The following is a 13,376-nucleotide window of genomic DNA, read 5'->3' as shown; positions in this document are numbered from 1 at the left end:
ACCTGGAGAGCCGTTTTTGAGCCAGGAATACACTGAAGACAAAGACGTCACATTGACGAAGTTAAGCAGCGGGCGCCGACTTCTGGAAGCGTTGCTGATTCTTATTGCCCTTTTTGCCGTCTGGTTGATGGCAGCATTACTCAGCTTTAACCCTTCGGACCCCAGTTGGTCGCAAACCGCATGGCACGAGCCTATCCATAATCTGGGCGGAATACCCGGAGCATGGCTGGCGGATACGCTGTTCTTCATTTTTGGTGTCATGGCTTACACTATCCCCGTGATAATCGTCGGTGGCTGCTGGTTTGCCTGGCGACATCAGGCCAGCGACGAATACGTCGATTACTTCGCCGTATCGCTGCGTATTATTGGCGTTCTGGCGCTGATCCTCACCTCTTGCGGGCTTGCCGCAATCAATGCCGATGACATCTGGTATTTTGCCTCTGGCGGCGTTATTGGCAGCCTGCTCAGTACTACGCTGCAACCCCTGCTGCACAGCAGTGGCGGTACGCTTGCGCTGTTATGTATCTGGGCCGCGGGTTTAACGCTGTTTACTGGCTGGTCATGGGTGAGCATTGCCGAAAAACTGGGTGGCTGGTTACTGAATATTCTGACATTTGCCAGCAATCGTACTCGTCGCGATGATACCTGGGTCGATGACGAAGAATATGAAGATGATGAAGAGTCGGTCGACACCGTTGATGGCACCCCACATGAATCTCGACGGGCACGTATTCTGCGCGGAGCGTTAGCGCGCCGTAAACGGCTGGCAGAGAAGTTCACCAATCCACTTGGGCGTCACACTGATGCCGCGCTGTTCTCCGGCAAGCGCATGGATGATGAAGACGAAATTGAATACAGCGCGCGTGGCGTTGTAGCCGATCCTGACGATGTGTTGTTCTCAGGCAATCGTGCCACATTGCCTGAATACGATGAATTCGACCCGCTATTAAACGGCCATTCAGTGACTGAGCCGGTCACCGCGGCGGCGGCCGCCACTGCCACTGCGACAACTCAGGCCTGGAGTGCGCCAGTCGACCCGCTGTTGCAACCTGCGTCAGTACCGGGAACCGTTTTAGAGCAACCCACTCCTGCTGTGGCATGGCAATCCGCACCGGCTCCGCAAACCGGTGAAGCGGTTATCGCGCCAGCGCCGGAAGGTTACCCACAGCCCGTTCAGTACGCGCAGCCGCCGGTTCAGCCTTATGAACCCTGGCAGCAACCTGCCCCGGTTGAACCGCAGATGCCATATTCTGTACCGCCAGTTGCCGAAGCTGGCTATGAACAGCCGACGATGCCGCAACCGGCAATGCCGTGGCAAGCACCTGAGCCAGTGGTGGAGCCCGCCTGGCAACCAGAACCGGTTTACCAGCAGAGTACGCCGCTTGAACCGCAGCCTGTCTATCAGCAAGACACCGTGCAGCAACAACCCGTGGTTCATCAGCAGCCCGTGGTGGAACAGCCGTCGGTCGCCGAGCCTGAGCCTGTCGTTGAAGAGGTGAAGCCAGCACGTCCACCGCTCTACTATTTTGAAGAAGTGGAAGAAAAACGCGCGCGTGAGCGTGAGCAGCTAGCTGCCTGGTATCAGCCGATTCCAGAATCCGTGCAAGAGCCTGAGCGGGTGAAACCCGCTGCACCGTCTATGCCAACAGCATCCACACCTCCCGTTGAGTCTGTTGCTGCCGTTGCGCCGCTGGCCGCAGGTGTAAAAAGTGCCGCTTTGGGAGCGGGAGCCGCTGCCGCAGCGCCTGTCTTTAGCCTTGCGGGTGGCGGTGCGCCGCGTCCGCAGGTGAAAGAGGGAATTGGCCCTCAACTGCCGCGCCCTAATCGTGTGCGTGTCCCGACACGCCGTGAGTTGGCTTCATATGGCATTAAGTTGCCGTCACAACGTATGGCGGAAGAGAAAGCGCGCGAAGAGCAGCTTGATTCGGACGCGCAATACAGTGACGATGAAATTGATGCAATGCAGCAGGATGAGCTGGCGCGTCAGTTTGCCCAGTCGCAGCAGCACCGCTATGGCGAAGAGTATCAGGATGATACCAATCACACTGATGACGAAGATTCAGCCGCAGAAGCGGAACTGGCGCGTCAGTTCGCTTCTTCCCAACAGCAACGTTATTCCGGCGCACAGCCTGCCGGGGCGAATCCATTCTCGCTTGATGATTTTGAATTCTCACCGATGAAAGCGTTAGTGGATGAGGGGCCGCATGAGCCGCTGTTTACCCCCAGCGTGATGCCGGAACCTGCACCACAGTATCAACAGCCTGTCGCACCGCAGCAGCATTATCAGCAGCCACCGCAGCCTGTTGCACCGCAGCAGCATTATCAGCAGCCGCCGCAGCCTGTTGCACCGCAGCAGCATTATCAGCAGCCGCCGCAGCCTGTTGCACCGCAGCAGCATTATCAGCAGCCGCCGCAGCCTGTCGCACCGCAGCAGCATTATCAGCAGCCGCCGCAGCCTGTTGCACCGCAGCAGCACTATCAGCAGCCGCCACAGCCTGTCACACCGCCGCCGCAGGAAAGCCTGATCCATCCGTTATTGATGCGTAATGGCGACAGCCGCCCTGTACAGCGTCCGACGACACTGCTGCCATCGCTGGATCTGCTCACCCCACCACCGGCGGAAGTTGAGCCAATAGATACATTCGCGCTGGAGCAAATGGCGCGTCTGGTGGAAGCGCGTCTGGCTGATTTCCGTATTAAAGCCGATGTGGTGAACTACTCGCCCGGACCGGTGATTACCCGTTTTGAGCTAAATCTGGCACCGGGTGTTAAAGCTGCGCGTATTTCTAACCTTTCCCGAGATCTGGCGCGCTCGCTATCAACCGCAGCAGTTCGTGTAGTGGAGGTTATTCCAGGTAAACCGTATGTCGGACTGGAGTTACCGAACAAAAAACGCCAGACCGTCTATCTGCGTGAAGTACTGGATAACGCGAAATTCCGTGATAATCCGTCACCGCTTACTGTCGTTCTCGGCAAGGACATTGCTGGTGAACCTGTGACTGCCGATTTGGCCAAGATGCCGCATCTGTTGGTGGCAGGTACCACGGGGTCGGGTAAATCTGTTGGGGTCAACGCCATGATCCTCAGCATGCTCTACAAGGCGCAGCCGGAAGATGTTCGCTTTATCATGATCGACCCGAAAATGCTCGAGCTGTCGGTTTATGAAGGTATCCCGCATCTGCTGACTGAAGTCGTTACGGATATGAAAGACGCAGCCAATGCCTTGCGCTGGAGCGTTAATGAAATGGAACGCCGCTATAAGCTGATGTCAGCGCTGGGAGTGCGTAACCTTGCGGGCTACAACGAGAAGATTGCGGAAGCAGATCGTATGGGACGTCCAATCCCGGATCCGTACTGGAAACCAGGCGATAGCATGGATGTCACCCATCCGGTGCTGAAAAAAGAGCCGTATATTGTGGTTCTGGTCGATGAATTTGCTGACCTGATGATGACTGTCGGTAAAAAAGTGGAAGAACTGATTGCCCGTCTGGCGCAAAAAGCGCGTGCGGCAGGTATCCACCTGGTGCTGGCAACCCAGCGTCCGTCGGTTGACGTTATCACTGGGCTTATCAAAGCAAATATCCCGACGCGTATAGCGTTTACTGTGTCGAGTAAGATTGACTCTCGTACCATTCTTGATCAGGGGGGGGCTGAATCCCTGCTAGGCATGGGTGATATGCTCTATTCTGCGCCAAACTCAACGATTCCAGTGCGTGTACATGGTGCTTTTGTGCGCGATGAGGAAGTTCACGCGGTCGTGCAGGACTGGAAAGCGCGTGGTCGTCCACAGTACGTGGAAGGCATCACCTCAGACACCGAGAGTGAAGGTGGTGGTGGTGGTTTTGACGGTGGGGAAGAGCTGGATCCGCTGTTCGATCAGGCGGTGAATTTTGTTACCCAGAAGCGCAAAGCCTCCATCTCAGGCGTCCAGCGCCAGTTCCGCATTGGCTATAACCGTGCGGCGCGCATCATTGAACAGATGGAAGCGCAGGGAATTGTCAGTGAGCAGGGACATAATGGCAATCGTGAAGTGCTGGCTCCACCGCCCTTTGATTGATTGCAAAGTTAAGTAATTCAGTATTTTCTACTTTCCTCATGCTGATTTTTGGCCTGAAATGGATAGCAGAAGGAGCTCCCCGTTGGGAGTGACGTATTTTGAGGAATAACGATGAAAAGAATCGCAATCACCTGTGCATTACTGTCGAGCTTTGTGGTGAGCAGCGTTTGGGCTGACGCCGCTAGCGACCTGAAAAGCCGTCTGGATAAAGTCAGCAGCTTCCACGCCAGTTTTACCCAGAAGGTAACGGATGGTAGCGGCGCAGCGGTGCAGGAAGGCCAGGGTGATTTATGGGTTAAACGTCCGAATCTGTTTAACTGGCATATGACACAGCCTGACGAAAGCATCCTGGTTTCCGATGGGAAAACGCTGTGGTTCTTTAACCCGTTTGTTGAACAGGCGACGGCGACCTGGCTGAAAGACGCCACGGGCAATACGCCGTTCATGCTGATCGCGCGTAACCAGGCCAGCGACTGGCAGCAGTACAACATTAAGCAAAACGGCGATGATTTCGTGCTGACACCTAAAACCAGCAGCGGTAACCTGAAGCAGTTTACGATCAATGTTGGGCGTGACGGGACGATCCACCAGTTTAGCGCCGTTGAACAAGACGATCAGCGCAGCAGCTATCAGCTGAAATCTCAGCAGAATGGTGCGATCGAACCTTCCAAATTCACCTTTACCCCGCCGCAAGGTGTAACGGTTGACGATCAACGTAAGTAGAGGCGTGTGAGTGAGCAATCTGTCGCTCGACTTTTCTGATAATACTTTTCAGCCACTGGCCGCGCGTATGCGGCCAGAAAATTTAGCGCAGTATATCGGCCAGCAGCATCTGCTGGCTGCGGGCAAACCTTTGCCACGTGCTATTGAGGCCGGGCACCTGCACTCCATGATTTTATGGGGGCCGCCGGGGACGGGCAAAACCACGCTTGCCGAAGTGATTGCCCGTTACGCCAACGCCGATGTTGAACGTATTTCGGCGGTTACGTCTGGTGTAAAAGAAATTCGTGAAGCGATTGAGCGTGCGCGTCAGAACCGTAACGCTGGCCGGCGTACGATCCTGTTTGTGGACGAAGTTCACCGTTTTAATAAAAGCCAACAGGATGCGTTTTTACCGCATATTGAAGACGGTACCATCACGTTTATTGGCGCGACCACTGAAAACCCCTCGTTTGAGCTGAACTCGGCGCTGCTGTCACGCGCACGCGTTTACTTACTGAAATCATTAACCACCGACGATATTGAACAGGTGCTGGACCAGGCGATGTCAGACAAAGCGCGGGGTTACGGCGGCCAGGATATCGTACTGCCGCCGGAGACGCGTCGGGCGATTGCCGAACTGGTTAATGGTGATGCGCGTCGGGCGCTGAATACGCTGGAAATGATGGCCGATATGGCCGAAGTTGATGATTCCGGCAAGCGCGTATTGAAAGCAGAGTTGCTCACTGAAATTGCTGGTGAACGCAGCGCGCGTTTCGATAATAAAGGCGATCGTTTTTACGATCTCATCTCCGCATTACACAAGTCAGTTCGCGGAAGCGCTCCGGATGCGGCGCTTTATTGGTATGCGCGTATCATCACCGCTGGCGGCGATCCGCTGTACGTTGCCCGTCGTTGTCTGGCGATTGCCTCTGAAGATGTAGGCAATGCCGATCCTCGCGCCATGCAGGTGGCGATTTCCGCATGGGATTGCTTTACCCGCGTGGGGCCAGCGGAAGGTGAACGCGCGATTGCTCAGGCGATTGTTTATCTGGCCTGTGCGCCGAAGAGTAATGCGGTTTACACCGCCTTTAAAGCCGCGCTGGCTGATGCCCGGGAACGTCCGGATTACGACGTGCCTGTCCACCTGCGTAATGCGCCGACGAAGCTGATGAAAGAGATGGGCTACGGTCAGGAATATCGTTACGCTCATGATGAGCCAAATGCCTATGCTGCCGGAGAAGAGTACTTCCCGCAGGAAATGGCACAAACGCGCTATTATCACCCGACAAACAGAGGTCTTGAAGGCAAGATTGGCGAAAAGCTCGCCTGGCTCGCCGGACAGGATCAAAATAGCCCTATAAAACGCTACCGTTAGTGTTATCGTTGCGGTAATGTTGTCGATGTATCCCTGTGACCGCAGGCTGTGGTCACTTTCTCCTATTTTAATTCGATAAGCACAGGATAAGCATGCTCGATCCCAATCTGCTGCGTAATGAGCCAGACGCAGTCGCAGAAAAACTGGCAAGCCGGGGCTTTAAGCTGGATGTAGATAAGCTGCGCGCTCTTGAAGAGCGTCGTAAAGTTCTGCAGGTACAAACTGAAAACCTGCAGGCAGAGCGTAACTCTCGATCGAAATCCATCGGCCAGGCAAAAGCGCGCGGGGAAGATATCGAGTCTTTACGTCTGGAAGTGAACAAACTGGGCGAAGAGCTGGATGCCGCGAAAGCTGAACTTGATACCTTACAGGCCGAGATCCGCGATATTGCGCTGACCATTCCTAACCTGCCAGCGGACGAAGTTCCGGTGGGTAAAGATGAAAATGACAACGTTGAAGTCAGCCGCTGGGGTACACCGCGCGAGTTCGATTTCGAAGTGCGCGATCACGTTACCTTGGGTGAAATGCACACGGGTCTTGATTTCGCCGCTGCGGTTAAACTGACCGGCTCTCGTTTTGTTGTCATGAAAGGGCAGATCGCGCGTATGCACCGTGCGCTGTCTCAGTTTATGCTGGATCTGCACACTGAGCAGCATGGTTACAGCGAAAACTACGTCCCGTATCTGGTTAACCATGACACGCTGTACGGCACTGGCCAACTGCCGAAATTTGCTGGTGACTTGTTCCATACGCGTCCGCTGGATGAAGAAGCTGACAGCAGCAACTATGCGCTGATCCCAACGGCGGAAGTGCCGCTGACCAACCTGGTACGCGACGAAATCATCGACGAAGATGCGCTGCCGATCAAAATGACTGCGCATACGCCGTGCTTCCGTTCCGAAGCGGGTTCTTACGGTCGTGACACTCGTGGTCTGATCCGTATGCACCAGTTCGATAAAGTCGAGATGGTGCAGATTGTTCGTCCGGAAGATTCGATGGACGCGCTGGAAGAGATGACCGGCCATGCTGAGAAGGTCCTGCAACTGCTGGGGCTGCCGTATCGCAAGATCATCCTGTGCACAGGCGACATGGGCTTCGGCGCATGCAAAACCTACGATCTGGAAGTGTGGATCCCTGCACAGAATACCTATCGTGAAATTTCCTCCTGCTCCAATGTGTGGGATTTCCAGGCTCGTCGCATGCAGGCGCGTTGTCGTAGCAAATCTGACAAGAAAACACGTTTAGTGCATACACTGAACGGCTCTGGTCTGGCAGTGGGACGTACGCTGGTTGCCGTTATGGAAAACTACCAGCAAGCTGATGGCCGTATTCAGGTACCGGAAGTATTACGTCCGTACATGAATGGCCTGGAATTCATCGGTTAAGTCATTTTTCCTTGCTAAAAAAGCGCCTCAGGGCGCTTTTTTTACGCCCGTTTGATGCCGGACAATAACCCTTACTCCATTAGTGGTAATACTGCCTTCGAATGAAAGTCAGTATTTATCTCTGTCTTTGCATAAATTCGATATATAACGGTCTGTATAACGATAGTATCGATATATAAACGACTATACAACGAACATTCCCTTTTTGTTTATTGTGAGCAGCAGAGTGAGCCACTATGAAAACTAAGATCCCCGATGCCGTACTGGCAGCTGAGGTTAGTCGCCGCGGTCTGGTGAAAACGACGGCGATAGGCGGACTGGCGGTGGCCAGTAGCGCGTTTACCCTGCCATTTACCCGTATCGCAAATGCCGCAGAAGCCCTCAATCCAACACAGATTAATGAGAAAGTGATCTGGAGCGCGTGTACGGTGAACTGTGGTAGCCGCTGTCCGCTGCGTATGCATGTGGTAGACGGTGAAATAAAGTATGTCGAAACCGACAACACCGGTGATGACAACTATGACGGTCTGCACCAGGTACGCGCCTGTCTGCGTGGGCGCTCTATGCGCCGTCGCGTCTATAATCCCGATCGTCTGAAATACCCAATGAAGCGTGTCGGCAAACGCGGCGAAGGTAAATTTGAGCGCATCAGTTGGGATGAAGCCTACGATATCATCGCCAGCAATATGCAGCGTCTGATTAAAGACTACGGTAACGAGTCTATCTATCTGAACTACGGTACCGGCACGCTGGGCGGCACGATGACGCGCTCATGGCCGCCGGGTAAAACGCTGGTGGCACGTTTAATGAACTGTTGCGGCGGTTACCTGAACCACTATGGGGATTATTCTTCTGCGCAAATCGCGGCAGGACTGAACTATACCTATGGCGGATGGGCTGACGGTAACAGCCCGTCTGACATTGAAAACAGTAAGCTCGTTGTCCTGTTTGGTAATAACCCAGGCGAAACTCGTATGAGCGGTGGTGGGGTGACCTACTACCTTGAACAGGCGCGGCAGAAATCTAATGCCCGCATGATCATAATCGATCCCCGCTACACGGATACCGGTGCGGGACGCGAAGATGAATGGATTCCCATTCGACCGGGTACAGATGCAGCGCTGGTTAACGGTATTGCCTATGTATTGATCAGCGAGAATATGGTTGATCAACCGTTCCTCGATAAGTACTGCGTGGGCTATGACGAAAAAACCCTCCCGGCGGGCGCGCCGAAGAATGGTCATTATAAGGCGTATATTCTCGGTCAGGGTAAAGACGGTATCGCGAAGACCCCGGAATGGGCTGCGCAGATAACCGGTATTCCTGCTGAACGAATTGTTAAGTTGGCGCGTGAAATTGGTAGCGCGAAACCCGCCTACATTAGCCAGGGTTGGGGGCCGCAGCGTCACGCCAACGGTGAGATTGCGACCCGTGCCATTTCGATGTTGGCCATTCTGACCGGCAACGTTGGTATTAACGGCGGCAACAGCGGTGCACGTGAGGGATCATACGATTTACCGTTTGAGCGTATGCCAACGCTGGAAAACCCCGTCGAAACCAGTATCTCAATGTTTATGTGGACGGATGCGATTGAGCGTGGTCCGGAAATGACGGCGCTGCGCGACGGTGTTCGTGGTAAGGATAAGCTCGATGTTCCGATTAAGATGATCTGGAACTATGCCGGTAACTGCCTGATTAACCAGCACTCTGATATCAACCGCACGCATGAAATCCTGCAGGATGATAAGAAGTGTGAAATGATCGTCGTTATCGATTGCCATATGACCTCCTCGGCGAAATATGCCGATATTCTGCTGCCGGACTGCACGGCCTCTGAGCAGATGGACTTCGCGCTGGATGCATCTTGCGGGAATATGTCCTACGTGATTTTCACCGATCAGGCGATCAAACCACGCTTTGAATGCAAGACTATCTACCAAATGACCAGCGAGCTGGCGAAACGCCTTGGCGTCGAGCAACAGTTCACGGAAGGCCGTACTCAGGAAGAGTGGATGCGTCATCTGTATGAACAGTCGCGCAAGGCTATACCGGAACTGCCGACATTTGAAGAGTTCCGTAAGCAGGGCATCTTTAAGCAGCGTGATCCTGAAGGACATCACGTGGCGTATAAAGCATTTCGTGAGGACCCCAAAGCCAATCCGCTTACCACGCCGTCAGGTAAGATTGAAATTTATTCTCAAGCGCTGGCAGAAATCGCTGCAACCTGGGAACTGCCGGAAGGCGATGTGATCGATCCATTACCGATTTATACACCGGGCTTTGAAAGCTTAAACGATCCACTGGTGGAAAAATTCCCTCTGCAATTAACGGGCTTCCATTATAAATCTCGCGTCCACTCGACCTATGGCAACGTTGACGTTCTGAAAGCGTCCTGTCGCCAGGAAATGTGGATTAACCCGATGGATGCACAACGACGTGGTATTAACAACGGTGACAAGGTACGTATCTTTAACGACCGTGGCGAAGTGCATATTGAGGCTAAAGTTACCCCACGTATGATGCCTGGCGTTGTAGCGCTGGGTGAGGGCGCCTGGTATGACCCGGATGTGAAACGTGTGGATCAGGGCGGTTGTATTAACGTGCTGACGACCCAGCGACCTTCTCCTCTCGCTAAGGGGAACCCATCACATACGAACCTTGTTCAGGTTGAAAAGGTGTAAGGAGTAACCGATGACAACCCAGTATGGATTTTTTATTGATTCCAGCCGTTGCACCGGTTGCAAAACTTGCGAACTGGCCTGCAAAGACTTCAAAAATTTAACGCCTGACGTCAGTTTCCGCCGTATTTACGAATACGCTGGCGGTGACTGGCAGGAAGATAACGGTGTCTGGCACCAGAACGTTTTCGCCTACTACCTCTCCATTGCGTGCAACCACTGTGAAGACCCGGCCTGTACCAAGGTGTGTCCAAGCGGCGCGATGCACAAACGTGAAGATGGTTTTGTGGTCGTGGATGAAGACGTGTGCATTGGCTGTCGCTATTGCCACATGGCCTGCCCGTATGGCGCGCCGCAATACAATGCCGCCAAAGGACACATGACCAAGTGCGATGGCTGTCATGAACGCGTTGCTGAGGGTAAGAAACCCATCTGTGTCGAATCCTGCCCGTTGCGTGCGCTGGACTTCGGCCCGATAGAGGAACTGCGTAAAAAACACGGCACCCTGGCCGCGGTTGCGCCGCTCCCTGGCGCGCACTTTACCAAACCGAGTATCGTCATCAAACCAAATGCCAATAGCCGCCCGACCGGGGATACCACGGGTTATCTGGCTAATCCGAAGGAGGTGTAAGATGGGAAGTGGATGGCATGAATGGCCGCTGATGATCTTCACTGTTTTCGGGCAGTGTGTTGTGGGTGGCTTTATCGTTCTGGCGCTGGCGCTGATGAAAGGGGACTTACGCCCTGATTCACAACAGCGTGTGATTGCCTGCATGTTTGGCCTGTGGGTATTGATGGGCATCGGTTTTATTGCTTCCATGCTTCATCTGGGCTCACCGATGCGGGCGTTTAACTCCCTCAACCGTGTCGGTTCTTCCGCGCTAAGTAACGAAATCGCCAGCGGCTCGATCTTCTTTGCCGTTGGTGGTATTGGCTGGTTACTGGCGGTGTTGAAAAAAATGTCACCAGCATTACGCAATCTGTGGTTAGTTCTCACCATGGTGCTGGGCGTAGTTTTTGTCTGGATGATGGTGCGCGTATATAACACTATTGATACGGTGCCTACCTGGTATAGTGTCTGGACGCCGGTTGGGTTCTTCCTGACGTTGTTCATGGGAGGTCCGCTGCTGGGATATCTGCTATTACGCGTTGCCGGAATTGACGGCTGGGCGATGCGACTGCTGCCTGCTATTTCAGTGCTTGCTCTGGTTGTGAGCGGCATCATGTCCGTGATGCAGGGCGCCGAGCTGGCGACAATCCACAGCTCAATTCAGCAGGCATCTGCGCTGGTGCCCGATTACGGTTCGCTGATGGCATGGCGGATTGTGGCACTGGCTTTAGCGTTGTGCTGCTGGATTGTTCCGCAGGTGAAAGGTTACCAGCCGGCAATACCGCTGCTTTCCGTCGCGTTTATTCTGCTGTTAGTCGGTGAGCTGATTGGCCGCGGCGTGTTCTATGGTCTGCATATGACGGTCGGCATGGCGGTCGCCAGCTAACCTGAAAATGCCGAATGGCATCGCGCTTGTCCGGCCTACACATTACAGTACTGAACGTGTAGGTCGGATAAGGCGTTAATATGGTCATCCCACAAATAAAAGATGCCTATTATCCATGAATTTTTTCGACTGAACGTAGCGGGGCAATTTTGTTTTAGATCAATTAAAACAAATAGATGTATTTTCCCATTTTTTATCAATCCGCATTAAGAATCAGTAATACGAATCGATCCCCCTGAAAGCGCCTCAGGCCCCTGATTGCGCCGATTGACAATGTTTTTTGCAGTGGCATGATGCGCATGAAATTTGAACTTCCTCACGGTTTTTATTCATGTCCACCTATACCCGTCCCGTTATGCTATTGCTGTGCGGGCTGCTTCTGTTGACCCTGGCGATCGCCGTGTTAAACACGCTCGTCCCGCTTTGGCTCGCCCATGAAAATCTGCCAACCTGGCAGGTAGGAGTGGTCAGTTCGTCCTATTTCACCGGAAATCTGGTTGGGACGTTACTGACCGGGTACTTAATTAAACACCTCGGTTTTAACCGCAGCTATTACATAGCCTCGCTTATTTTTGCTGCGGGCTGTGTCGGACTGGGCGTCATGGTAGGTTTTTGGAGCTGGATGACCTGGCGTTTTATTGCGGGTATCGGTTGTGCCATGATCTGGGTGGTGGTGGAAAGTGCGTTGATGTGCAGCGGGACGTCGCGTAACCGTGGACGCTTACTTGCCGCCTATATGATGGTCTATTACGTAGGGACGTTTTTAGGACAATTATTGGTCAGTAAAGTCTCGACAGAATTAATGAATGTTCTGCCGTGGGTGACCGGCACTATCCTTGCCGGAGTATTACCGTTGCTCTTTACCCGCATTGTGAATCAGCAGGGTGATGAACAACAGTCAACCCCCATTGTCTCTATGCTGAAGCTTCGCCAGGCGCGTCTGGGCGTGAATGGCTGCATTATTTCCGGGATTGTGCTGGGGTCGCTGTATGGCCTGATGCCGCTGTACCTCAACCATCAGGGTGTCAGCAATGCCAGCATTGGTTTCTGGATGGCGGTACTGGTCAGTGCAGGTATTCTGGGACAATGGCCAATTGGTCGTCTGGCCGATAAGTTAGGTCGCTTGCTGGTTTTGCGCGTTCAGGTCTTTGTGGTGATCGTCGGGAGTATCGCTATGCTGAATCAGGCGGCAATGGCACCTGCATTGTTTATGCTGGGCGCGGCAGGTTTCACCCTTTATCCGGTTGCGATGGCCTGGGCCTGCGAGAAAGTAGAACATCATCAGTTGGTCGCTATGAACCAGGCATTGTTATTAAGCTATACCGTGGGTAGCCTGCTTGGGCCGTCATTTACCGCCATGCTGATGCAAAATTATTCTGACAGTTTACTGTTTATCATGATTGCCAGCGTATCGTTTATTTATTTACTGATGCTGCTGCGTAAGACAGGGCATACACCGAATTCTGTGGCGCATATCTGATTTGATTTAACAGGATAAAAACAGGTTCCCATACATGTTGTTTATGTATACTTTATGGGAGCCTGTTTTATTTAATCATCGCTATTCTTTCCTGAAAATAAAATGTGCAGAAGATTATAGTTTTACATTCTGCCGTTTCCGCTTGGCCATTTTACCGCGCATAATCCCTCGCTTCATTTATTGATTATCAAAAATAGCGTCTA

The 13,376-nt window shown here is 53.1% G+C and carries 8 protein-coding genes; all 8 read left to right on the top strand.

Annotation, left to right across the window (positions count from 1 at the left end; genetic code table 11):
• The first annotated feature begins 16 nt into the window (after window positions 1-16).
• The 8 genes from ftsK to G8S19_RS14790 all read left to right on the top strand — a co-directional run bounded on the left by ftsK (window position 17) and on the right by G8S19_RS14790 (window position 13,173).
• Window positions 17-4,057 carry a DNA translocase FtsK gene (gene ftsK, locus G8S19_RS14825; protein ID WP_253685454.1) on the top strand — a complete coding sequence of 1,347 codons (4,041 nt, stop codon included), beginning with the start codon at window positions 17-19 and terminating at the stop codon, window positions 4,055-4,057.
• A gap of 111 nt (window positions 4,058-4,168) precedes the next feature.
• Window positions 4,169-4,780 (top strand): outer membrane lipoprotein chaperone LolA, encoded by a 612-nt coding sequence (gene lolA / locus G8S19_RS14820; RefSeq protein ID WP_003831898.1) that lies wholly within the window; start codon window positions 4,169-4,171, stop codon window positions 4,778-4,780.
• Window positions 4,781-4,790: 10 nt separating this feature from the next.
• Window positions 4,791-6,134 (top strand): replication-associated recombination protein RarA, encoded by a 1,344-nt coding sequence (rarA, locus tag G8S19_RS14815; protein WP_048212145.1) that lies wholly within the window; start codon window positions 4,791-4,793, stop codon window positions 6,132-6,134.
• A 92-nt stretch (window positions 6,135-6,226) separates the two neighbouring features.
• Window positions 6,227-7,519, top strand: coding sequence for a serine--tRNA ligase (gene serS, locus G8S19_RS14810; RefSeq protein ID WP_003836908.1), 1,293 nt, complete (start codon window positions 6,227-6,229; stop codon window positions 7,517-7,519).
• Between the two features lie 236 nt (window positions 7,520-7,755).
• Entirely contained in the window at window positions 7,756-10,200 is a 2,445-nt protein-coding gene (dmsA, locus tag G8S19_RS14805) for a dimethylsulfoxide reductase subunit A (protein ID WP_121584417.1), read from the top strand.
• A gap of 10 nt (window positions 10,201-10,210) precedes the next feature.
• Window positions 10,211-10,828: a DMSO/selenate family reductase complex B subunit gene (locus G8S19_RS14800; protein ID WP_005123570.1), complete on the top strand. Its 618-nt coding sequence runs from the start codon at window positions 10,211-10,213 to the stop codon at window positions 10,826-10,828.
• A 1-nt stretch (window position 10,829) separates the two neighbouring features.
• On the top strand, window positions 10,830-11,693 hold the full coding sequence (locus G8S19_RS14795; protein ID WP_048212144.1) for a dimethyl sulfoxide reductase anchor subunit family protein: 864 nt from the start codon (window positions 10,830-10,832) through the stop codon (window positions 11,691-11,693).
• A gap of 331 nt (window positions 11,694-12,024) precedes the next feature.
• A complete protein-coding gene (locus G8S19_RS14790; RefSeq protein ID WP_005123568.1) occupies window positions 12,025-13,173 on the top strand; it encodes an MFS transporter in 1,149 nt (382 codons plus the stop codon).
• Window positions 13,174-13,376: the final 203 nt, after the last annotated feature.

Source organism: Citrobacter sp. SX206, assembly GCF_024181025.1.
In the GTDB taxonomy this organism is placed as follows: Bacteria; Pseudomonadota; Gammaproteobacteria; order Enterobacterales; family Enterobacteriaceae; genus Citrobacter; species Citrobacter youngae.
Note: the sequence above shows the minus strand (reverse complement) of the source record. Positions and strands in the feature narration are given on the sequence as shown.